Annotated in this window: 19 protein-coding genes; 4 read left to right on the top strand and 15 right to left on the bottom strand. The window is 33.0% G+C overall.

Annotation, left to right across the window (positions count from 1 at the left end; all coding sequences use genetic code 11):
• Nucleotides 1–22: 22 nt before the first annotated feature.
• Together GQ47_RS21890 and GQ47_RS21885 are read right to left on the bottom strand one after the other, a co-directional pair.
• Entirely contained in the window at nucleotides 23–490 is a 468-nt protein-coding gene (locus tag GQ47_RS21890) for a macro domain-containing protein (protein WP_202965026.1), read from the bottom strand.
• Nucleotides 490–750 carry a hypothetical protein gene (locus tag GQ47_RS21885; protein ID WP_035653121.1) on the bottom strand — a complete coding sequence of 87 codons (261 nt, stop codon included), beginning with the start codon at nucleotides 748–750 and terminating at the stop codon, nucleotides 490–492. The genes GQ47_RS21890 and GQ47_RS21885 overlap by 1 nt, the downstream gene beginning before the upstream one ends.
• A gap of 441 nt (nucleotides 751–1191) precedes the next feature.
• Between GQ47_RS21885 and GQ47_RS21880 the strand changes: the two genes are divergently transcribed.
• Nucleotides 1192–2484 carry an aminopeptidase P family protein gene (locus tag GQ47_RS21880; protein ID WP_035653120.1) on the top strand — a complete coding sequence of 431 codons (1293 nt, stop codon included), beginning with the start codon at nucleotides 1192–1194 and terminating at the stop codon, nucleotides 2482–2484.
• A complete protein-coding gene (locus GQ47_RS21875; RefSeq protein WP_035653117.1) occupies nucleotides 2477–3391 on the top strand; it encodes an alpha/beta fold hydrolase in 915 nt (304 codons plus the stop codon). The genes GQ47_RS21880 and GQ47_RS21875 overlap by 8 nt, the downstream gene beginning before the upstream one ends.
• Before the next feature lie 55 nt (nucleotides 3392–3446).
• On the opposite strand, the gene GQ47_RS21870 is transcribed toward GQ47_RS21875, so the two are convergent.
• Nucleotides 3447–3965, bottom strand: a complete 519-nt coding sequence (locus GQ47_RS21870; RefSeq protein WP_035653114.1) for a ferritin — start codon at nucleotides 3963–3965, stop codon at nucleotides 3447–3449.
• Nucleotides 3966–4055: 90 nt separating this feature from the next.
• A complete protein-coding gene (locus tag GQ47_RS21865) occupies nucleotides 4056–4412 on the bottom strand; it encodes a hypothetical protein (RefSeq protein ID WP_035653111.1) in 357 nt (118 codons plus the stop codon).
• 179 nt (nucleotides 4413–4591) lie between these two features.
• Here GQ47_RS21865 and GQ47_RS21860 point away from each other — a divergent pair, with 179 nt between their 5' ends.
• Both GQ47_RS21860 and GQ47_RS21855 read left to right on the top strand, forming a co-directional pair.
• Nucleotides 4592–5395 carry a TIGR00266 family protein gene (locus tag GQ47_RS21860; RefSeq protein ID WP_035653108.1) on the top strand — a complete coding sequence of 268 codons (804 nt, stop codon included), beginning with the start codon at nucleotides 4592–4594 and terminating at the stop codon, nucleotides 5393–5395.
• A gap of 167 nt (nucleotides 5396–5562) precedes the next feature.
• On the top strand, nucleotides 5563–6339 hold the full coding sequence (locus tag GQ47_RS21855; RefSeq protein ID WP_035653106.1) for an alpha/beta fold hydrolase: 777 nt from the start codon (nucleotides 5563–5565) through the stop codon (nucleotides 6337–6339).
• 663 nt (nucleotides 6340–7002) lie between these two features.
• On the opposite strand, the gene GQ47_RS21850 is transcribed toward GQ47_RS21855, so the two are convergent.
• The 11 genes from GQ47_RS21850 to GQ47_RS21795 all read right to left on the bottom strand — a co-directional run bounded on the left by GQ47_RS21850 (nucleotide 7003) and on the right by GQ47_RS21795 (nucleotide 24805).
• Entirely contained in the window at nucleotides 7003–7674 is a 672-nt protein-coding gene (locus GQ47_RS21850) for an ATP-binding cassette domain-containing protein (protein ID WP_035653104.1), read from the bottom strand.
• Nucleotides 7675–7966: 292 nt separating this feature from the next.
• Nucleotides 7967–10732, bottom strand: coding sequence for a PD-(D/E)XK nuclease family protein (locus GQ47_RS21840; RefSeq protein WP_035653528.1), 2766 nt, complete (start codon nucleotides 10730–10732; stop codon nucleotides 7967–7969).
• Nucleotides 10733–10795: 63 nt separating this feature from the next.
• Nucleotides 10796–12259: an OmpA family protein gene (locus GQ47_RS21835; RefSeq protein ID WP_035653099.1), complete on the bottom strand. Its 1464-nt coding sequence runs from the start codon at nucleotides 12257–12259 to the stop codon at nucleotides 10796–10798.
• Between the two features lie 113 nt (nucleotides 12260–12372).
• Complete coding sequence (gene kbl, locus GQ47_RS21830) at nucleotides 12373–13566, bottom strand: glycine C-acetyltransferase (protein WP_035653097.1); 1194 nt, start codon at nucleotides 13564–13566, stop codon at nucleotides 12373–12375.
• Between the two features lie 80 nt (nucleotides 13567–13646).
• Entirely contained in the window at nucleotides 13647–16802 is a 3156-nt protein-coding gene (locus GQ47_RS21825) for a UvrD-helicase domain-containing protein (RefSeq protein WP_035653094.1), read from the bottom strand.
• Nucleotides 16803–16887: 85 nt separating this feature from the next.
• A complete protein-coding gene (locus GQ47_RS21820; RefSeq protein WP_035653092.1) occupies nucleotides 16888–17484 on the bottom strand; it encodes a lipoprotein signal peptidase in 597 nt (198 codons plus the stop codon).
• Between the two features lie 222 nt (nucleotides 17485–17706).
• A complete protein-coding gene (locus GQ47_RS21815) occupies nucleotides 17707–18087 on the bottom strand; it encodes a TraR/DksA family transcriptional regulator (RefSeq protein ID WP_012022792.1) in 381 nt (126 codons plus the stop codon).
• Between the two features lie 11 nt (nucleotides 18088–18098).
• Nucleotides 18099–21500, bottom strand: coding sequence for an isoleucine--tRNA ligase (gene ileS / locus GQ47_RS21810; RefSeq protein ID WP_035653091.1), 3402 nt, complete (start codon nucleotides 21498–21500; stop codon nucleotides 18099–18101).
• Between the two features lie 130 nt (nucleotides 21501–21630).
• Entirely contained in the window at nucleotides 21631–22344 is a 714-nt protein-coding gene (recO, locus tag GQ47_RS21805) for a DNA repair protein RecO (RefSeq protein ID WP_035653088.1), read from the bottom strand.
• 46 nt (nucleotides 22345–22390) lie between these two features.
• The gene (locus GQ47_RS21800; RefSeq protein WP_035653086.1) at nucleotides 22391–23353 is read right to left on the bottom strand and encodes a hypothetical protein; all 963 of its coding nucleotides are present in this window, start codon (nucleotides 23351–23353) and stop codon (nucleotides 22391–22393) included.
• A gap of 3 nt (nucleotides 23354–23356) precedes the next feature.
• Nucleotides 23357–24805, bottom strand: a complete 1449-nt coding sequence (locus GQ47_RS21795; protein ID WP_035653083.1) for an MBOAT family O-acyltransferase — start codon at nucleotides 24803–24805, stop codon at nucleotides 23357–23359.
• Between the last annotated feature and the right edge of the window lie 33 nt (nucleotides 24806–24838).

The following is a 24838-nucleotide window of genomic DNA, read 5'->3' as shown; positions in this document are numbered from 1 at the left end:
CTTATAGTTTCATTTTTTTATTTCAATTAAAATCATAAACGTAAGTTGGAATATTTGCATTCAAAAGAGAGTCTTTAATTAATGGCTCAACTTTTTCCCAAGTCCCCCCCGCAAGGCCACATCCTATTCTTGGCATATGTACAGATGCATTGTTTTCTTTTGCAAATTGGGCAACTTTTTCAAGTCCTGCTTTGATAGCTTCGTAGCGAATTGGTGCATTTCCATTTTCATCTTTGTTTATTTTATGTTGACCAATCATATTTGACACCCAAATACCATCTTCTACTTTTACAAATTGTACTTCTCCAAGTAAAAAATTCTCTTTTGATTTATACCATTTTCTATATTCATGCTCAGGTTCTTTCCAACGTTTAGAAATTGCCATTACAAATCCTTTTCCCCAACCACCAATATCATTACAGATATGCACAATAATTTTATTACCCTTCACATTTGGATCTGTTGCATCTCCAATGACATAATTTATAATCATTTCCATTGATCTTCAAAATTCTCTTTAGTAATAATGAATTCTTCAAATTCAACTAAATCAATTGATTGATCTGAAAGAAACCCAAACTCATCTTCTATAAAATCTTCACTATATTTTAGCTTTTTACCATTTTCATAAACCTCAATCTGACGAATTATTCCTCCATCCTCATTTGATTCCAAGTAATAAATAGAATTTCCCCAATTGTCATCTTTTTCAATTCGTGGTTCATTAAAATATCTTTTGAAATAAAACATCTTTTATTTATTTTTTTTTAGCCAATATACAAAATCTACAATTGGAAATAATTTCTTCAGAAACAATAAATTTCCTTCTGAAACCCTAAGCGTGAGGGATAGAGGCGGTATCCTTTTATGAAGCGGAGCGGAATAAAAGATATAGCCGAAAGCCCGGCCCGGAGGGACACGCCATTATTGAAATTCTAAAAGGTTAAGGTCCTGAGACGCCAAGATTTTCTCAATCTTTGTCGAGCTACTTGCGAAGATTTCTCCTCCGTTGAAATGACAAGATTGTCTAAAATCTATTGCGTGCTTTGCGTAAACCATAGCGTCCTTTGCGGTTAAAAAAACACTCAAAAATTAGAACCAAAACAAATAATAAAACTTTAAGAAATCAATTTCGTGCTGTTTACTGAAAAAACGTAATTTTGAAATTCGAAGTTCAAAAACTAAGTTATTATGAAATATCATCAAATAAACAGCGCTCTTTTTGTAAAAAACCGCAGAAAATTCATGGCAGAAATGAAACCTAATTCGGTTGCCGTGTTCAATTCAAATGACATTTACCCAATTAGTGCCGACAGTACTTTGCCGTTTGCACAACACAGAGACATTTTTTATCTGAGCGGTGTAGATCAGGAAGAAAGTGTTTTGCTTTTGTTTCCGGATGCACCTTATGAGCACCAAAGAGAAATTCTTTTTTTAAGAGAAACCAACGATCATATTGCAGTTTGGGAAGGTGAAAAACTGACTAAAGAACGTGCTTTTCAGGTTTCTGGAATTAGAACAGTTTATTGGCTACAGGATTTTCATAAAGTTTTGAACGAAATGATGACGTATGCTGATACAATGTACATTAACACGAACGAACATTATCGTGCAACTGTTGAAACAGAAACACGCGAAGCTCGTTTTGTAAAATGGTGGAAAGAGCGTTATCCAGCGCACAACGTAGCAAAAAGTAATCCGATTTTACAAAGAATTCGTTCTGTAAAAGAAAGCGAAGAAATCGATTTGATTCAGCACGCTTGTGATATTACAGAAAAAGGTTTCCGCAGATTATTAGGATTCGTAAAACCAAATGTTACAGAATATGAAATCGAAGCGGAATTAGCTCACGAATTTATCAGAAACCGTTCTAAAGGTTTTGCTTATACGCCAATTATTGCTTCTGGAAACAATGCCAATGTTTTGCATTATATCGAAAACAATCAGCAATGTAAAAACGGAGATTTGATTTTGTTAGACGTTGCTGCTGAATATGCAAATTATTCAAGTGATATGACGAGAACAATTCCAGTTTCAGGACGTTTTTCTGAGCGCCAAAAAGCAGTTTACAATGCTGTTTTAAGAGTTAAAAACGAAGCTACAAAAATGCTTACGCCAGGAACACTTTGGAAACAATATCATGTTGAAGTGGGTAAAATCATGACTTCTGAATTATTAGGTTTAGGTTTATTAGACAAAGCTGATGTTCAGAACGAAAATCCAGAATGGCCTGCTTATAAAAAATACTTCATGCACGGGACTTCCCACCACATGGGACTTGACACGCACGATTACGGATTACTTCATGAACCAATGAAACCAAATATGGTTTTTACGGTTGAACCAGGAATTTATATTCCGAACGAGAAATTCGGAATTCGTTTAGAGGATAATGTTGTCGTTCAGGAAAAAGGAGAACCTTTTAACTTGATGCGTAATATTCCTGTTGAAGTAGATGAAATCGAAACTTTGATGAATGAATAATTTCATGATGAAAAAGATTTTTCTATTTGCTTTTTTAATAATTGCCGGAAACATTTTCGCGCAAACAGAAGGTTACGCAACCAACAATGATTCGAGCAAAACCTATTACAAAACGTTCGGAAAAGGGGAACCGCTTTTGATTATCAACGGCGGCCCGGGAATGAATAGTAATGGTTTTGAAGATATGGCGAAAACTTTGGGCGAAAATCAGCAAACGATTATTTACGATCAAAGAGGAACCGGAAAATCGAAACTTTCAAAAATAGATGCTAAGACAATTTCAATGAAAATAATGGCCGATGATATTGAGTCGTTAAGAAAACATCTTAAAATCAAAAAATGGAATGTCCTCGGACATTCTTTTGGTGGAATGCTTGGTTCCTATTATGCGACGGTTTATCCAAACAGCATTAATAAATTGGTTTTATCGTCTTCTGGCGGTGTTGATTTGAGTTTATTGAAAGGCCCGAATTTGATCGAAAAAAATCTAAGCAAAGTCGAAAAAGATTCAATGGATTATTGGAACGACAAAATCGAAAAAGGAGACACTTCTCATGCTGCGCGTTTAGCACGCGGAAGAGCTATGGCGCCGGCCTATGTGTACGATCGAAAGTTTGTACCAATAATTGCTGAAAGATTAACTCAGGGAAATTCAACAATAAACGGTTTGTTATGGGCAGATATGCAGAAGATGAATTTTGACTGCAAAGACAAATTGAAGAATTTCAAAAATCCAGTTTTAATTATTCAGGGAAAAGAAGATATTATCAGCAATGAAATTGGAGAATTGGCAAAACAAACATACCCAAACTCAAAACTGATTTTATTAGAACATTCTAAACATTATGGGTGGCTTGATGCAAGAGAGAAATATTTCTCCGATATTAATTCATTTTTAAAATCATAAAATTAAAAAAGCCCTTAAAATATTAAGGGCTTTTTAATTTTATAAACGTTTCAATTTATCCGATTTTTGAAATCTGAACATCCAATTGAAATTTGCCGTCAGCTTCATTTCCGTTGATTAATTCAAAAAGCTCTAAAGCTCTTCTTGCGTTTTTCTCTTCTTCTCTTTGTTCAGCCACATACCACATCATAAAATCTTCTGTAGCATAATCATTCTCAGCTCTACATTTTGCGATTACTTTATTGATTGCCTGAGTAACTGCAATTTCATTTTGCAAAGCAATTTCAAATACTTCTCTAAAAGAAGCAAATTCTTGCTGCACTTCTGGAACAGATGGCGTAACTGCAATCCCTCCCATATCTGTAATATATTTGAAAACTTTTAGGAAATGCTCTCTTTCTTCTTCGGCTTGCTTGTAGAAGTAAGATGCTGTATTTGCATAACCGTTTCTATCCAACCATGCAGCCATAGCTAAATATTTGTTAGAAGCGTCGCTTTCAATTTTTGCCTGTAAGTTCAATATATTTTCGATTCCTTCAACTAATGAAGTACTTGTTCTTAGTAAATCTTTCATAACCTTTAATTTTTATTACGTGTAAAATTACAAAAATTAAAGACGGCAACTCTAAGTGGTTAAAAATTTGGATTTAATCTAAGTAAGAATCTAAATAAGCTCTACGTTGACCGTATTGCAAAGCAAAGAATGTAAATTCAGGGTAAATTTAGTTCCGTTTAATAAATCTCTCAACTGCACTATTTCGCAGATGGTAAGGTTTCGGGAAAAATTTCTTTTGGTGGTTTCAATCAACTGTGCATCTGACTGATCAGACAAGTCATAAAGCATATTCAAAATGTCAACGCTATTAACCTTTCTTTGAAAAATCAAAAAATCGTGAATTTTATAACTTGACACTGTATCAACAAAATTGATAATTATACTATTGGTCAAATCACATTGATAACTGTATCCTTTTTCGGTTTCAAATAATACTTTGGTGGTCAAATCACTAACTAATGCCATTCTGATAAAATATAATAACGGTGCAAAAATATAGAATTTAAAGCAATTAAACACGTAATTAAGACTAATTTAAAATAACAAAATTGCTTAATGTTCTTAAAAACAGCTGAAGTACACCAAAAACTGTAACATTCTGCAGCATCATGAGTCTAATTTTAAAAACAAATAACTAAGAAATCATGCAGGCACACGAAATAGATTATCAGATTTTTGGGGAAGAAATGCAATATGTTGAAATAGAACTTGACCCACAAGAAATTGTAATTGCCGAAGCTGGCAGTTTTATGATGATGGAAAACAATATCCAGATGGAAACCATATTTGGTGATGGTTCTCAACAACAAGGATCAGGTTTATTTGGCAAACTTTTAAATGCTGGTAAAAGAGTTCTTACTGGCGAAAGCTTGTTTATGACAGCATTTTTGAACCAAGGAAATACTAAAAGCAAAGTATCATTTGCATCGCCATATCCGGGAAAAATTCTTCCAATTGACTTAACCCAATTTCAAGGCAAATTTATTTGTCAAAAAAGTTCGTTCTTATGTGCTGCAAAAGGCGTTTCAGTAGGAATCGAATTTTCTCAAAAATTGGGCCGAGGCCTTTTCGGTGGTGAAGGATTCATCATGCAAAAAATAGAAGGAGACGGAATGGCATTTGTACATTCTGGCGGAACAATGGCAAAAAAAGTATTAGGTCACGGTGAAGTCCTAAAAGTAGATACAGGATGTATTATTGGTTTTACCAAAGATATAGATTATGATATTGAATTTATTGGAGGAATTAAGAATTCTATTTTTGGAGGTGAAGGATTATTTTATGCCACTTTAAAAGGTCCTGGAACGGTTTACATACAGTCATTGCCTTTTTCAAGATTAGCCGATCGTATTATTGCATCGGCACCAAGGGCAGGTGGAAATAGTCGAGAAGAAGGAAGTCTACTTGGCGGATTAGGAAATCTCTTGGATGGTGATAATAGATTTTAATCTAGAATAGCTTTTGGAAACGAAAGCTATTTTTTATCATTTCACAAGTCGTGTTTTGTTATAAATATATTTATAACTTTTTTAAAGATTTCCCAATTAAATCAAGACATTTCAATATTTCGCTTCAGCTTTCTTAACTTTGTGCTTCATAACAAAAAAAGTTCATTTTGAAAACGCTTTTATATAAAAACACCAAGATTTCATACTCAGATTCTGGACAAGGAAGGGCAATTGTTTTGCTTCACGGTTTTTTGGAAAACAAAAAAATGTGGGAAGAATATGTTGATTTGTTTACCGAAAAATATCGTGTAATTACAATCGATTTATTAGGTCATGGGGAATCTGATTGCTTGGGTTACGTACACGAAATGGAAGGAAATGCAAATGTTGTGAATGAAGTTTTGGAACGTTTGAAAATTGAAAAAGCTATTATTTTAGGACATTCTATGGGCGGTTACGTTGGTTTGGCTTTTGCCGAATTATACCCAGAGAAAATTCAAAAATTAGTTTTATTGAATTCAACTTCTAAAGAAGACAGTACTGAGAAAAAACTAAACAGAACGCGCGCGATAAAAGCTGTAAAACAAAATTATGCCGGTTTTGTGAGTTTAGCGATTGCAAATTTATTTAGTGAAAACAACCGAATTCGTCTTGTTGATGAAATAGAAAAAGTAAAAGAAGAGGCTTTAAAAACACCTTTGCAAGGGATCTTAGCATCACTTGAAGGAATGAAAATCAGAAAAGACAGGGAATGGCTTTTACACGAAAACCGTTTTCCGGTTTTATTGATTTTGGGCAAAAAAGACCCGGTTTTAAATTACGAAGACAGTTTATCGCAAATCGAAGATACAACTGCAGAATTAGTTTCGTTTGAAGACGGCCACATGAGCCATATTGAAAACAAAGAAGAACTAAAAACAGTTTTAACCGATTTTTTCAGTTAAAAAATAAAACATATTAAAATCAGAAAAGGCCGTTTCGAATAAACATCGAAAACAGCCTTTTCTTCCTTTTGTGGGGGCAAAAAATTATAATTTGGCAACGATGTCTTTCTTAAATTTCGACAAAGTTACTCACGTTAATCCAAGATTTACTTTTAATTATTCTTTGTTGAAGATCCCATTATTCACATTCTCAGACACATTCTAAATCCTGCTTCTATCTTCATCTAAATCGATTTTCCTCTTAAGAAGCCTCAAAGATATTTTAATTAACATAATTGTGCGATAAACACTTGTTAAAAAAAAGCACTGCATAATCATTTGAATCACTTTTATTTATAGCATAATTATTGGCTTTTTTTAGAAGAAAATGCGCAAAAAAAAACAACATAAAAAAAAGATTCATTGAAAATAATAACATTTTGTTCCATAAAATTCATTTTAAATAGCTGTATAGGTCATTACAGTTTATAAGAGGAAGTGTTTTTATAGAAATGCATAAATAATTGCAGAGATGAAAACTGTTTAAGAAATACTATTTAATCTATATATCAAAATGATTAAGGGTACAAAATCTCGTTTTGAAAAAGGAAAAATAAACAGTACAGATTCGCAAGAGCTTGAAAAGAAAGACTTCTTTAAAAAAATATGCTGTTATTAAATCAATTAAAAAGCCATACTTGTAAGATAACCTTTTTCGACAAGTTCAGTTTTTTCTTTTATTGAATGAGTCTTTCCGTCTTTTATCAAAACCAGCCGATTTGCGATTTTTACTACATTCTGATAGTTGTGGTCCGTAACAATAATACCTTTTTTGTTTAAGCTACCTTTTATCATTTCGTTAATGCTTTCGATCATCAATGGAGAAAGTCCATTATAGGGTTCGTCGAGCAATACAAACAAAGATGGATTGGAAAGCACAATTTTTATCTCCAGATAACGCAATTCACCCGTTGACAAATGCCTTATTTTTTTGTTTAGAAGTTTTTTGATAAACTCATCTTCACAAAAATTAATTCTGTTTTCTTTATCAATTGAAAGTGAAATTACTTTTCGAACAGAAAAATGATTCGGAATAAACTGATCCTGATCTAAATAACTCACATTATTCATCAATGCATTTTTAATATTCAAAGAAACCGAATCGATTCGAACGCAACGATCCGGAACTGATTCTAAACCAGCTACAATTTTCAACAAAGTAGATTTTCCGGAGCCGTTTCTCCCGAGTAATCCAATAATTTCTGAAGTTTCACATCTCAAATAAACATCAGAAAGTATCGTTTTATTTCCAAATCTTTTCTGAATTCCGCTAATTTCAAAAGTATGTTTTTTCAAAATAATTTATTTTTTAAAAAGACGATTAAACCAAATAAAAGTGCGGTGCAAAAAGTCATCAGATAACTAAATAACAAAAGTTGGATTTTTGAAACACCATTATTGAAATAAAATAAATAATCCTTTTTGCGATAAAATTCCTTAAAACCGACGCTGGCTAAAAAACCAAAACTTAGAAACCATATAAAGAAATAGTCAAAACCACCCAAAAAAACAGCAATTGCAGAAACCAACAAATTAACCGTCAATGTTGTTTTAAAAAACTCGAATATGTTTAGTAGCTTTCTGATCATTAATTTATTTTTTCTTCAAAAGGAATTGTAGTGTCAAAAATTTCATTCAAAAGCAAAACTATTTCTTTCAGATACAAATCGAGAGTTTGCTCAGACACAGTTGTATCCAAATCTTTTTCTTCTTTGAATGTAAAAGGCAAAAATCCCGATTTTAGATTCTTAAATGAAATAATTCCAACTTCAATAGGCATATTGCCAGCTTCCTTTTCAAACATGAATGCATAAGCTAAAACCTGAATGATTTTGTCATTTTTAAGCTCATTGGTCAATCCGTTCCATGTTTTGAGTACAACATTCGCTTTTTCGACTTTTCCTGTCTTATAATCAATAATTCTTATTTTTCCATTTCGTTGTTCAATCCGGTCAACATTTCCTTTTATAAGAACCGGAAATGGCAAACTTGGATGTGTGAGTTCGCGCTGATATGTTTGCTCTAAAGCAATAATTTTAATTGCGTCTCCATTTCGAATTGCTTCTAATTCTACTTTAAGAAAATTAAAAACATTTCGTTTTGCAACTTCGAAAGCCAAAAGATTTCGGCCTTTTTTAATTTCACCTTCTTTATAAACTACTTTAAATTGTTTTAAAACCTCTTCGTCAAGAAGTTTAAAACATTTTGTTATATCTTCTTCAGAAATAAATCGACCGATAAAAGGTTCGTAAAGCGCTTTTAAAGTTTCATGTATTATCGTTCCGAGAGTATTCAACGCGATATTTTCCTCTACTTCTTCTACTTCACGGATTCGAAGTATTTTTTGGAAATAAAAATCAATCGGGTTTCGAATATAACTTGTCAGCGCCGAAGGAGAAAACCCTGCTAAAGCAATCTCTTTCAATCGGTCCATAACAGCCTCCGATTTTGGAATCACCATTGGTTGATATGCCGTTGAAGGTAAAACCGGATTATAAATATCAAAAGTCAGATTATGTCTAGGTTGTTTTTCCACCTCTAACTGTGTTATAAAACGACTTCTTTCACCTGCATCTAATCCATCATTTTCAGTATTGTAAATAAGATAGATATTTTTGGCACGCTGAAGTAAATGATAAAAATGATACGTATAAATTGCATCTTTTTCTTTAAAAGTCGGCAAGCCCAACTCTCGTTTTACATCATAAGGAATAAAGGAATTTTGAGATTTTCCAGCAGGAAATTTCCCTTCATTCATCGAAGTTATAATAACCGTATCAAAATCGAGAACACGACTCTCAAGAACACCCATTATTTGAAGTCCACGCAAAGGTTCACCTTCAAATGAAACTTCAGCGACATCAATAATTTGCTTATAAATGGCGTGAAGCGTATCAATGTTATCAATATGGTTATGACTCGTGTAATAATTAATAAGTTTATTTATGACTTTAAAAACAGCATAAACAAAAGATTTTGCAATTTTCTCCTCTTCATTATCCTTATCAAAATTTGTTTTGATCAAAAGCAAAAGTGCTGAAATATTTTCAAGTACAGCTAATGAACCGTTTTCCCATTTTTTAAATAATAAATCGAACAAATTAGATGAATGGCCATACAATTCAACTATTCTGTTATGAGAAATAAAGGTGTAATTATTCTCTTTGATAATCTTAACCAGATGATTTGCATTTGCATAAGGAGCCACAAGCGGATGCGTTAAAACATCTAAAACATCTTTATAATAAAATACATAACTGTCGCCCTTTCGTGAAAGCGCATTCGTATGCATTTTAAACAATTTTGCAATTAAAATCTGTGACGGATTGTTTTTACCAGAATATCCCATGGTAATATTCAAAGCACCAACTGAAGCAGGCAACGAATACAAAACCGGAATCAGCAAGTTTTCCTCACCTAAAACCACAGCTACTTTGTCTAAAGATCCAGCAGGATTTTCAGTAATTAAATTTTCAATTATACTTCCTGCAATTTTTGCCTGGCCAATAGTTTTTGGAGAACCAATTACCTGAATATTTTTGGATTGTGAAAAATCATCTACAATCCATTCAAAAGGATGCGATTTATAATACTTCCAGCTCTCTTTAAAACGTCTTACAAAAAGCCCTGCATCGTGATAAGGATCATTTAAAAAGGTCTGGTCTGTATCCCAGTATATTTTTGCCTGATCCAGGGCCAATAAATGTTGCACTATTTTCTCTTCTGCAGCATTTAACGCATTAAAGCCGGCAAAAATAAAAGAACGGCTTGAAACCGTATTCGAAAAATGATTAAGATTATTGACTGCTTCTCGATAAATCAATCCTTGATAACCAATTGCTTTGTTTAACAAATGATTATATAATGCGTCATAATACAAAGGAAGAAGCTTCCAAAAATCAATATAATTCTCTAAAAGTTTTGTTTTGTTTTCTACTTCGACTCCCCACTTCTTTATATCCTCTATATCTTTCAAATAAGAAAGCACATGGTTCGGATCTAGAAGATATCGATCAATTTCATTAAAATCCTGCAAAAGTGTTTTTGCCCAATTAGCAAATAATTCAAATGAGTGCTGATGCTGTTTTTCTGTAACAGACAAATACACTTCATAAAATTCAAACAAAAGCTCTATTGAATCTATTGAACGAATTGAAGCCACGTCCTGAACAAAGTCCTCAATGCTAATGATATCTGGCGAAAGAATAGTTTTGTGAGTTTTTCTTTTTAAAGCTTCAATTAAAAAAAGCTTCGCTCTTTTATTAGGCAGAATAATAGTTGTTTCAGCAAGCTTTGTTTCATAATTCTGAATAACTACAGCTGCAATTTTTTCAAGAAAAGAAGTGTTTATCATTTTATAAAAATAAAAAAAGCCATTCAATTAAGAATGGCTTTTAAGTATTATTTACAAAGTAAATTATAGTTTACCTTGATATTTAGAACCAACGTGTTTGATTTCAGTTCTTCTGTTTTGTGCTTTACCTGCAGCAGTTTTGTTGCTTGCAACTGGTTGAGAAGATCCAAATCCTTTAGACTCTAAGTTTTCTGGATTAACACCTCTTTCAACTAAAGCATCCAATACAGCTTTCGCTCTATCTTCAGAAAGTTTTTGGTTAATTTTAGCAGAACCTGTACTATCTGTGTGTCCTTCAATAGAGAATTTCGCGTTTGGATAGTTTTTAAGGATTTCTTTAATTGCATCTAATCTAGCTGGAGTTTCTTTATCTCCTGTTTTGAAAGTAGCTTTACCTGAGTTGAAGTAAACTGCTCTTGCTTGAACTTTAAGATCTTCTAAAGCCTCAGAAGTTACTTCTGGACAACCTCTGTTACTAGCAGGACCGTATACTGTAGGACAATCGTCATCTTTATCAGCAACACCATCTTTGTCAGCATCTAAGAAAGGACAACCACCATTTTCTTTTGGACCAGCAACTGTAGGACATTTATCATCTTTATCAGCGATTCCGTCACCGTCAGTATCAGGACAACCTTTTAAAGCAGCTAAACCAGCAACATCTGGACAAGCATCATCTTTATCAGCAATTCCGTCTCCGTCTGTATCAGGACATCCGTTTAATGCAGCTAAACCAAATACATCTGGACAAGCGTCAGAAGCATCAACGATTCCGTCTCCGTCAGTATCAGGACATCCGTTGAATTGTTTTAAACCAGCAACATCTGGACAAGCGTCATCTTTATCGTAGATTCCGTCTCCGTCAGTATCTTTACCTCCGAATTTGAAGATAAGACCAGCTGTGTGTTGGAAGTGAGAAACAGCATCTGGAGTTCCAGAAGCATCAACTCTATCTCCACTAACAGCCCATTTGTATCTTGTAGCTAATTCAAGACCAATAGCATCAGTAAACCAGAAAGTTAAACCAGCACCTGGGTTAACAGTTCCGTAGCTGCTATCTCCGAAGAAAGTATAACCACCACCAACAGATAACGAAGGATCAATCACTTTAGATTTGATTAATTCTTGGAAGCTGTATTTGATAGTAGCATCAATTCCGTAGTACATTAAGTCTCCAGGATTAGTTACGACATTACCTCTTCCATCATGCCCAGGAGCAGTTGGAGCAAAAGTAACGAATTTATCAATTTTGTTTACAGAACCTTGTAAACCAACAGAGAAACCACTACCAACATATCTAGACACACCAATGTAAGATAAAGAAGGAAGAATGTTCCAGTTGTCTTTCACATCAAATGGTTGAGAAAAATGTTGATCGAACCAACCATGTCCTGCTCCAGAACTTGTTCTGGTATCCACTGCATTAACCCCAAATGAGATCGCCCATGGATTGTTACTGTCTTGTGCGTGAGAACTTAAACCCATCACCATCATCACAGCAACTAAAAGTTTGTTAAGATGTTTCATACTTAATTTTTTTAATTACAATTTAGTTAATTACAAGCAAAAGTAACACCAAATTTTTTAAATACAAAATGAAATGTTAAAAAAAACCTACAAAAATTTACAGAATATGGTAATTATATAACTTTTAACATTTTACCTGTTAATGTGAAAGCTTCTATTGCCTTGTCCAAGTGCTCTTTAGTATGTGCTGCAGAAAGTTGAACTCTTATCCTTGCTTTGTCTTTTGGAACTACCGGAAAAAAGAATCCGATTACGTAAATTCCTTCTTTTAATAATGCATTTGCCATAGTCTGTGACAATTTAGCATCATACAACATAACAGGAACAATTGCAGAATCTCCGTCTATGATATCGAAACCTGCTTTTTTCATTCCTTCTTTGAAATAATTTGTATTCCATTCTAATTTATCTCTCAATGAAGTATCTTTTTCCAATAATTCAAAAACCTTAATGGAAGCACCAACAATAGCAGGCGCTAAAGAATTTGAGAACAAATAAGGACGAGAACGCTGGCGTAATATCTCAATAATTTCTTTTTTTGCTGTTGTATATCCTCCCATTGCACCTCCTAAAGCCTTACCTAAAGTACCTGTTATAATATCAACACGTCCCATAACTCCTTTTGCTTCAAGAGTTCCTTTTCCGGTTGCACCGATAAATCCTGCTGCATGACACTCATCAACCATTACCATCGCATCATATTTATCTGCTAAGTCACAAATTTTATCAAGAGGCGCCACTAAACCGTCCATAGAGAAAACACCATCTGTAACAATTAATTTGAAACGAGCTCCGGCTTCATTTGCTTTAATTAGCTGCTGCTCCAAATCTTCCATATTGCTATTTTCATAACGATAACGAGCCGCTTTACACAAACGAACTCCATCTATAATAGAAGCATGATTTAAACTATCTGAAATAATCGCATCATTTTCACCTAATAAAGGTTCGAAAACACCTCCATTTGCATCAAAAGCTGCAGCATATAATATAGTATCTTCTGTACCATAAAAATCTGCAATCTTTTTTTCTAATGTTTTATGAATATCCTGAGTTCCGCAAATAAAACGAACAGACGACATTCCAAATCCATGCGTATCCATTGCATCTTTTGCGGCCTGCACTACTTCTGGATGAGAAGAAAGGCCCAAATAATTGTTTGCGCAAAAATTCAATACAGTTTCTCCTGTAGAAATTGTAATTTCAGCACCTTGAGCTGAAGTTATAATACGTTCTTTTTTAAAAATTCCGTTTTCTTCAATAGTCTGCAATTCATTTTGCAGATGTTCTTTAATTTTACCGTACATTTCCTTATATTTAAAACGTTAAAAATTAACAACTTAAACCTAAAATAAGCTTGTTTATCTTTAACATCTGATTAATTTTTTCACAAATTTACTACATCGATTTCGGTTCCTATATATACCAATGCTTTTTTTAACACTTTATATCCCAAATCCTCAATAGCATCTTCATATTCCTGAAGTTGCTGCTTATATTTGGAATTTATTGCTCCGGTTTTATAATCCAACAAATAAGCATTTTTATCTTCTGTAAGCACAACTCTATCCGGTTTTAAAATTTTTCCTTCTTTCTGGATGATGTTATGCTCATTTAAAATCTTGTTTTTTCCTTCGAAACATACATTAATTTCCGGATGATTCACAATATCATGAAGCGTTTTCAAAACCTGCTCTACTTGATCAATCTTTATTAAGCCAGCTTCAATTGCTTTTGTAACCGCCAAATCAATATCTGATTTATCTTTTACAAAAGCCAAAATTTCATGAACAACATTACCGTAAGCAATTGCTTCCTGCTGATGTGTTCCCCACATTAAAGCTTCTCTCTGTGCAATTTTTATATTTTTTGGATTTAAAACTTCTTTGACAACCGGAATCTCTTTTATTGAATCAGTGAATTCAACCGAAGAAGATAATTTTGTGGGATTCCCAAATTCATATTCTAATTTCCCTGAATCATAAATTCCTTGATTAATCAAATACTTAATAAAAAAAGACGCCATATTGCTAGGAAATTCTCCATCTTTTCTTTCGTTCAAAGATTGTGAGATAACATATAATTGTTCTTCAGCACGTGTTAAAGCAACATACAAAACATTAATATTATCTAATAATTCTTCCTGCTTTTTCACATTAAAAACCGCCGAAGCACTTTCACCAAAACCTTCTACCGCGCTACTATTATCGATCAAAGCCTTTGGAACTCCTAAATCTTCATTTTCAGCATCGAGCCATAATTTATCTTTTGGCTTTCGATTATAATCTTCTTCAGCAAACGGCATAATCACAACTGGAAATTCCAAACCTTTCGATTTATGAATTGTCATGATCCGAACAGCATTATTTCCTTCCGGAGACGGAATACTGAATTTTTCAGCATTTTTATCCCAGTAACTTAAAAAATCGGCTATACCAGCCTGACTCCTCATATCTCTTTCTAAAACAATATCTAGAAAAAACTGCACATAAGCAGTCCCTTCTGAAGGAATAAATTTAGAAATGATAATTTCAACTGCTTCGTACAATGATTTTTTTCTAACATCCTCAAAATTTAATGAAACATCAAAAGTCAAAAGCCATTTTTCAAAATCGGCTTCTACTCTATTTGACATTCCTTTTTCGATAAAATCATGAATTGGCATTTCATGATTTATATTAGAAGCTAAAAAATGAAGAAAATTAGCTTTGGATTCTAAATCGGCGCTATTATTCAAATATTTTAGAAGATGAATTATCAAACGAACTTCAGTGGCATTCTGAATCATTAAAGTTTCTGAAGACAAAAGCGGAATATTTTGCTCCGTTAAATAATTTGCAATTGCAATTCCCTGACCTCTTTTTCGAGTCAAAATCACAATGTCTCTGTACTGAAAACCCTGATTAACAACTTTCAGAATTGTATTTAAAGTTGCTAAAACATATAAATCTGATTTTTCAACAACTTCGTCTTCTTCTACAGCATCAGTCTTTTCAATAATTGGAAGAAATGAAATATTTACATATCCTCCTTTTTTTGCATTTGAATTCTGAAAACTATGATTTTCGTACAAATCCTTATAATCTTCGTTTGAAAATTCAGAAGAAATTAATTTAAAAAAAGCATTATTAAAATCAATAACCTCACTATAACTTCTATAATTGGTATTTAAATGCTTTATTTCTTTATCCGGATTATTAAAGGGATTTACATCTTTACTAAGCTCAATAAATTGCTCTGCTTTTCCTCCGCGCCAGCGATAGATTGATTGTTTTGGATCGCCCACAATCATTAGCGTTCCTTTATTCCCTAAATCATCCTGACCTGAAAGTGAATTGTCAATCAGCGGAATCAAATTTTGCCACTGCATTTCAGAAGTATCCTGAAATTCATCTATAAAAAAATGACGATACTTTTCGCCCAAACGCTCATATATAAAAGGCGCAGGCTGATTCTGAATTTCGCGATGAATAATGGCATTAAATTCTGAAATAGAAAGAATATTTTGTTCCGACTGTATTTTTGCCAATTCATTACTTACCGTATTCAACAAAGAAAGTGGCGTTATATTTTTCAGGAAAGCTTTATAAAAATCTCTTTTTTCGAAATTCTTGTAAATCTTACTCAAAATCTGAAGCAAATCTGGAATAATATTTTCAATTAAAGCTCGATCTTTAGCCGTTTTATTAATTGCAATGTCATCAAACTCATGAAAAGTTTTATTTCTTGGATTGAATTTTCCGTCACGAATACTTTCTAGATGATTTGGAAAAGTACCACGTGAAAATGATTTCAAATCGATTCCGTTTTTATCAATTAACGAAAGCGCATCAATTGCCCAACTTTCATTTTCAGATTCCAAATCTTTGCAAAGCGCAAGCATTTTCTTTTTAATCTCGATAAACTCTTCAATAGATTTATCGTGAAAATGCAAAATTTCATTCCGATTATTTTCATTGAGCACCAATCTTCCGGTTTCCAAGATTTCACGAGAAACGTCCCAACTTTTATCATCATCGGTTTTCTCCATCGTAAAATCGATAAGTAAATTGGTCAACGTTTCATCCTGACCTGCTTGTGCAATTATTGCATCAACCGCCTCAATCAATAAATTTTCAGTATCCAAAGTGACTTCAAAAGTCATTGGAAGATTTAGATCGTGCGCAAAAGCCCGAATTACTTTGTGGGTGAATTTATCAATTGTCGAAATATCAAAAGCCGCATAATTATGAATTAAGTGCTTAATAATACTTTGCGATTTAATTTTGATTTTAATGATTGAAAGCCCAGTTTCCCGAGCCAAATCTTCCATTAATGCAGATGCTTTTTCAGAAGGTTCATCTTTAGCAAATTCAGAAAGACTACCAACAATACGGCTTTTCATTTCGTGAACCGCTTTGTTCGTAAAAGTAATCGCTAGTATATTTCGATATGCATCGTTTTTTGGTGAAGAAAGAATAATTTTGAGATATTCTTTAACCAAAGTATAAGTCTTTCCTGAGCCTGCAGAAGCATCATAAATAGAGAAAGACGGACTTTGCATAATTCGATTTTTTTGTATGGTAAAAATAGTATTTATAAAATACTATCCATTGAAAAATCTAAAGAATCTGAGAAATCGACAGAATTTAGTGCTTTGGAAAAGCTCTTTTATTGAAAACCAATAATATTCCAACTCCTGTAGAAATAGCTATATCGGCAACATTAAAAATAGCATTGAAAAAAGCAAAATGTTTTCCTCCAAAAATTGGCAGCCAAGTTGGCAAATTCCCTTCCCAGATAGGAAAATAAAACATATCAACTACTAAACCGTGAAACCAAGTTCCGTATGGATTAGGAGAAAAAAGTGTTGCCATAGTGTGCGTGCTGTCATCAAAAATAACTCCGTAAAAAACCGAATCTAAGATATTACCAGCAGCTCCAGCAAAAATTAATGCAATCGCCACTACTAAATAAGTAGAATGACGTTTTTTAATCACATCCGAAAGCCACCATCCAATTCCAAAGACAGCAAAAATTCTAAAAACAGTCAAAATTAATTTTCCGTATTCACCAGGTATTTTTGTTCCCCATGCCATTCCTTCATTTTCTATAAAATGAATCTTAAACCAATCAAATAAAACAACCTCTTCACCAAGAACAAAGTTTGTTTTTACGTAGATTTTTGATAGTTGATCAACAATTAAAACTAAAAATATAAGGAAATACGCTTTTCGTAATGACATTTTATAAAATTTTGATGCGCAAAAATAACTAATTAAATCAAAAAAGCACTTTTTAAGTAACGTTAATTGTTTCGTAATAAATCGAAATCAAACGGATTCGCTTTTTGTATGTGTCAGAAATGCTTTCTCGCAATATAATTTACCGAAATTAAAACTTAGGAAGTCGTATTAAAGAAAAAAGCGCCCCAAAATGGGACGCTTTTTTTAAGAATGATAATATTATTATCTCTGCAAGTTTTTAGCTTCGATACTCATTGTAGCATGAGGAACAATTTTAAGCCTTTCTTTGCTGATTAATTTACCTGTTACTTTGCAAATACCATATGTTTTGTTTTCAACACGGAATAATGCGTTTTTTAAGTCGCGGATAAACTTCTCCTGACGAATTGCCAATTGAGAGTTTGCTTCTTTAGACATTGTTTCACTTCCTTCTTCAAAAGCTTTGAAAGTTGGAGATGTATCGTCTGTTCCGTTATTCAAATCATTCATATAGGCACTTTTGATCAAATCAAGATCTTCTTGTGCTTTTTTAATTTTTGCTTGGATTATTTCTTTGAACTCCGCCAAATCAGCGTCAGAGTATCTTGTAATTTCATCTATCATGGTATTATACTTTATTTTGAAATTAATATCATTGTTTTAATATCATCAAACTCAATTTCTGTGCCGTTTTCTAAAGCATCCACAAAAACCAAATCATCTGTTAGTGTCTCAGACTTAATATAGTCTAAGTTTTTCAAAACTGCATCTTCTAAAATGCCGTCTCTCTTTATCTGTACCTTAATCTTATCAGTAACTTCAAATCCTGAATCTTTACGGATATTCTGAATTCTGTTTACCAATTCTCTCGCGATACCTTCATTTTTCAACTCTTCAGAAATTGTAATGTCAAGCGCAACTGTAATTCCATTTGAATTTGCAACCAGCCATCCTTCAATATCCTGAGATGTTATTTCGACGTCTTCTAGTGATAAAGTTACATTATTTCCAGAAATAACAATATCTAGCGTCCCCTGCTTGTCCAACTCATTGATTTGTTCAGCTGTAAAACCTTGTATTTCCCTAGAAATCAGACCCATATCTTTTCCAAAACGTGGCCCAAGAGCTTTAAAATTAGGCTTAATCTGTTTAACCAAAATACCAGAAGCATCGTCTAAAAGTTCAATTTCTTTCACGTTTACTTCGGCTTTTACAAGGTCAGAAATCGCTTCAATTTCAGCCCTCTGATTCTCGTCAAGTACCGGAATCATTACCTTTTGCAAAGGTTGACGCACTTTAATCATTTCCTTTTTTCTAAGTGATAAAACCAAAGAAGAGATCGTTTGCGCCTTCTGCATTTTGCTCTCTAACGTTTTATTAACAAAGTTTTCGACAAATTTCGGGAATTCAGCCAAGTGAACACTAGCAAAATCCTCGGTTCCTGTCGAAGCAGTCAAATCGCGATACAATTTATCCATAAAAAATGGAGCAACCGGAGCGCTCAATTTACTGATTGTTAACAAGCAAGTATAAAGCGTTTGGTAAGCTGCAATTTTATCTTTTGCATATTCTCCTTTCCAGAAACGACGACGACATAAACGAACATACCAGTTACTTAAATTTTCCTGAACGAATTCAGAAATTGCTCTTGTTGCTTTTGTTGGCTCATAATCTTCATAACATTCGTCAACAAACTTCACTAAAGTATTCAATTCAGAAATAATCCATTGATCGATTTCTGGTCTTTCGTTTAACGGAATTTCAGCTTCAACATATTTAAATCCGTCGATGTTAGCATATAACGAAAAGAAAGAATAAGTGTTGTATAAAGTTCCGAAGAATTTACGGCGAACCTCAGCAATTCCTTCAAGGTCAAACTTTAAGTTGTCCCACGGATTTGCATTCATAATCATGTACCAACGTGTGGCATCAGGACCGTATTCTTCAATGGTTTTAAATGGGTCTATCGTATTTCCTTTACTCTTAGACATTTTAATTCCATTTTTATCTAAAACCAAACCGTTTGAAACTACGTTTTTATACGCTACTTTATCAAAAACCAAAGTTCCGATAGCATGTAATGTATAAAACCATCCACGTGTTTGATCTACTCCTTCTGCGATGAAATTCGCAGGAAAATCTTTGTTCCCATCAATTTTATCTTGATTTTCAAAAGGATAATGCCATTGTGCATAAGGCATTGCTCCAGAATCAAACCAAACGTCGATCAAATCGCTTTCGCGTTTCATTGGCTGGCCTGAAGCCGAAACCAACGTAATTTGATCCACTACATTTTTGTGCAAATCAATTAAATCATAATTTGATTCAGACATATTTCCGATTTCGAAACCTTTAAACGGATTTTCTTTTTGAAAACCAGCTTCGATAGATTTCTCGATCGCATTGTATAATTCTTCAACAGAACCAATAAGAACTTCTTCTTTTTTGTCTTCAGTTCTCCAAATTGGCAACGGAATTCCCCAATATCTAGAACGAGATAAATTCCAGTCGTTGGCATTTTTAAGCCAGTTTCCAAAACGTCCTTCACCAGTAGATTTAGGCTTCCAATTGATAGTTTCGTTCAGGTCGAACATTCTATCTTTTACATCGGTTACTTTGATGAACCATGAATCTAGGGGATAATATAATAACGGCTCGTCAGTTCTCCAGCTGTGTGGGTAACTGTGCACGTATTTTTCAACTTTAAAAGCTTTGTTTTCTTCTTTTAGACGAATTGCGATTTCAACATCTACAGATTTCTCTGGCGCTTGTCCTGCATCGTAATATTCGTTTTTCACGTATTTACCAGCAAGTTCACCAACATGTGAAGTGAATTTTCCTTGTAAATCAACTAATGGAACTGCATTTCCTTCTTCATCCAAAACCAACATTGGCGGAACTTCTGGTTTTGCTTCCTTAGCAACTTTAGCATCATCAGCACCAAAAGTCGGCGCTGTATGCACAATTCCCGTTCCATCTTCAGTTGTAACGAAATCTCCGGCAATTACTCTAAATGCATTTTCAGCATTTTGATATGGCAATACATAAGGTAATAATTGCTCGTAACGGATTTCTACCAAATCTTTTCCTTTTGCTTCGGTTAAGATTTTATATGGAAGCTTTTTGTCTCCGTTTTTAACATTATCAAAATCAGCGTCATCTTCACTTAAGAAAAATCCTTTTCCGAATTGTTTTCCAACTAAGTTTTTAGCCAAAACAACATTGATTGGCTCAAAAGTATATTGATTGAATGTTTTTACTAAAACATAATCGATTTTTGGACCAACTGTCAAAGCTGTATTTGAAGGAAGCGTCCAAGGTGTTGTTGTCCAAGCTAAAATGTGAATATCTCCAAAACCTTGTAAAAAGCTTGGCAATGTTTCTGGCAAAGTTTTAAACTGCGCAACAATTGTAGTATCTGTAACATCTCTGTAAGCTCCAGGCTGATTTACTTCGTGAGAAGATAATCCAGTTCCTGCTTTTGGAGAATACGGCTGAATCGTGTAACCTTTGTACAACAAACCTTTATCATAGATTTGTTTCAAAAGCCACCAAACAGACTCCATGTATTTTGGTTTATAAGTCACATATGGATCTTCCATATCAACCCAATATCCCATTTTTTCGGTCAAATCATTCCATACGTCGGTATAACGCATAACGGTTTTTTTACACGCCTCGTTATATTCTTCGATCGAAATCGTTTTGCCAATATCTTCTTTTGTAATTCCTAATTCTTTTTCAGTACCCAATTCTACAGGCAAACCGTGAGTATCCCATCCGGCTTTTCTTTTTACCTGAAAACCTTTTTGAGTTTTATATCTGCAAAAAATATCTTTAATCGCACGCGCCATTACGTGGTGAATTCCTGGCAATCCGTTTGCTGAAGGCGGACCTTCAAAAAATACGAAAGGTTCAGCACCTTCGCGAGTTGTTACACTCTTTTCAAATATATTTTCTTTCTTCCAAAAATCAAGAACTTCTGACGCTACTGTTGGCAAGTCAAGTCCTTTGTATTCAGTAAATTTTGTACTCATTTTATCCTTTTCTTAAACGAGGTGCGAAAGTAATGAATTTTGAGGAAATTAGAGAAAAGATAACGGAAAAAAGACTCATTTGAGGGAATTTCAGGTAGATTCCGCAACAAAAAATACGATTTTAACCTATTTAAGAGAAAACTTCTTTTAAAATCTCTAAAGATTTAGGTTTTTTGAATCCGTCCAAATGGAAACTGTAATAATCAATTAAGATTTTTAGCAGAATTTGCCTTTCTAAAACATGAAAGATTTTTTGATCGTTATCGAATTTTAAATCGAGTAGTTTTCTAAGTAAACTGGTTTCGTGTTCTGAAAGCGTATTTACTCCAGAAAAATGCGTAAAAACACCATCAATCATTTCAAAATGAGGCAAATCTATTTCTGAAACATCGGGATAAAAACCTAAATATTTTGTGATTTCTAAAAGTAAAATCAAATGAAAATTGGAAATTTCTTCATGATGATCCAGCCAGGTCAGAGCGGTTTCTAAAAAAAGAAAAAGCTGTTCATTTTTTTCTTCTTCCTGAATAGAATAATGAAGCATTTCAGACAAAAACATCACCATTGTACTTTTTACAATATCCGTATGGATGCTCTGAAATGGAACAGCACTTTTTATTTCTTTGAAATTTTCCAACGTTCCTTTGTTTTTATGAACGGCTTCAATTTCTAAAATCGAAAAAGGCTGAAAATAAGCAATCTTCTGGCTCGCTTTCCTACTCGAAAAAGCATCGCGCACAAAATACGATTTCAGTCCGCTTGAAAGCGTAAAACATTTTACGATCAAGCTTTTTTCCTGAAATTTTAAAGAAGAGATCACTATGGCTTTTGTTTTAACGAGCATTTTTTTATTCTCTAATTGCTAAAGGAGGATGATATTATTTCCAGAATTAATTATATATATTTTTATTTGATTTTAAAATACTCGCAAATTTCTTTGTAAATATCTCCGCACCTCTTCTATTTAGATGACTTGCATTATAGAAAAGCGTTTTATCATAGCATATTTTATCACTAGAAAAATCGTAAAAATTCAAGTTATAACGTTTAGAAAATTCTTTATAAATATCAATTACTTCTTTTCTGTTTACTACAAATTCTTGTCCTTCTATAAATTCAGGAGTATATAACAAAATCAAATTTATATTCATCTCTTTACATTCTTTAATAAAAACTTCAAGAAGATTTCTATTATCTATATTCACTTTTACTTTGTAAAACTTTTGTTTAGCCTTAAGCTTTTCAAAATCTGCATTCCATTCCTGATCCATACCCAAAAATCCATTGCGCCTATATTTCTCTCTAGGAGATCCATTCATCAAATATTTCAAACTTTCTCGCAACACTTCTGTTTTACCAATATACCTTACTGCAGGAATATAATAATCCCAAACTGTATAGCTAATATATGAACTTGTATAATTTTTAATATTCTTATTCCACAACATATATGGGAGATATTGATCTGAAGCATACAACCCAACTTCCTTTTTCAAAGAAAACATATCAACTGAAAGGACTATTGTTTTTGGTTTATTATTATGTTTCAGAAATTCCAAATGGCGTAAATATTGCAAATCAAATGAATGCCCGTCGTTTCCAAAATTATACACTGACAAATTTAATGAATCACTCATTATCTTAGGATCAACATGTACCCATGCTCTGGACGATCCATAAATTGCAATATCACAATTTGCTTTTGAATTATATACATCATTCATTACTTCAAATTCGCCTGGATATTGATTTGATTTTTTTAGGAAATATGAAATTCCATAATCAATAGGATATGAAATAACTACAGCAGGCAGTACAAAAAAATAAAACATTTTGAGAATAAATCTTTTCATACACTAAAACTGAAAATAAATAAATTGCTGTTTTTTACCACTAAAACAAAAAATTGCAATGATAATCATATAATAAAATAAATATCTAAAAACAGGCTTCCATTTTAAACCTAATTTAGCTATTGCAAATTGATTTTCTCTTCCTAACCACTCAATAATCATAAAAACAGTTAACAATAGGAACATTATTTTTAGTAAATCATCTCCGTCATATTTGGGAGAAGTAAATAATGAACTCGAAAAAATTCTCGAAACATAATGTAAAGCATGTTCTAAATTATTTGCTCTAAAGAATATCCATGCAAAAACAGTCAAACTAAATGTTAACAACATTTGAAGAGTTTCTTTTACACTAGGCACTAATCTACCTTGGGCTACAATATTCAAGTTTTTTCTATTTGTACCAAAAATAATAGAAGGCATAATATACAATGCATGCAGAAGCCCCCATACAATGAATGTCCAATTTGCTCCGTGCCAAAATCCACTCACTAAGAAAATAATGAATGTATTTCTAATCTTGACCCAAACTCCTCCTTTACTTCCCCCTAACGGAATATATAAATAATCTCTAAACCATGTTGAAAGCGAAATATGCCACCTTCTCCAAAACTCAGCAATATCTCTGGAAAAATAAGGGAAAGCAAAATTTCTTAGTAAATCTATACCAAAAAGACGCGCTGTTCCTATTGCAATGTCTGAATACCCTGAAAAATCACCATAAATCTGAAATGCAAAAAATACTGCCCCTAAAACAAGCGTGCTTCCTGAATATTCATTAGAATTATTAAAAATATCATTCGCATATTGAGCGCATATATCTGCAATTACAACTTTCTTAAATAATCCCCATAAAATCTGCCTCAACCCATCTATAGCTTTAGCATAATCGAAAATTCTCTTTTTCTGAATTTGAGGAAGAAGATGCGTAGCGCGTTCAATAGGCCCCGCAACAAGCAAAGGAAAGAAACTTACAAATACCGAATAATCAACAATATTCTTTTCTGCAACTATCCTTTCCTTGTAAACATCAATTACATATGACAAACCATGAAAAGTATAAAATGAAATCCCTACAGGGAGTAACACATCTAATGTTAAAGGATTTATATGGAAACCAAAATTAGCAACTCCTTCTGCAAAAGATTCCACAAAAAAATTATAGTATTTAAAAACTGCCAGAAAACCGAGATTTAAAGATATACTAAGCCAAAACCAAAATTTTCGCGTGGTTTGATTACTAGATTCAAATATCTTTATACCTGAAAAATAGTCTAGCGTAGTAGAAAAGATTAATAGAAATAAAAACCTCCAATCCCAACAAGCATAAAAAAAATAGCTTGACAAAAGCAGTAAAATATTTTGAGATCTCAGTGATTTATTTAACACAAACCAATAACATATAAAAACTAATGGCAAAAAAATTGCAAAATTTAGGGAATTAAAAAGCATTCGGTAGATTTGTGATTTTGTATTTTGGTTGTT

The organism is Flavobacterium sp. ASV13 (assembly GCF_000745775.1).
Classification (GTDB): domain Bacteria; phylum Bacteroidota; class Bacteroidia; order Flavobacteriales; family Flavobacteriaceae; genus Flavobacterium.
The sequence above is the reverse complement of the archived record's forward strand: the minus strand, read 5'-3'. Positions and strand labels throughout refer to the sequence as shown.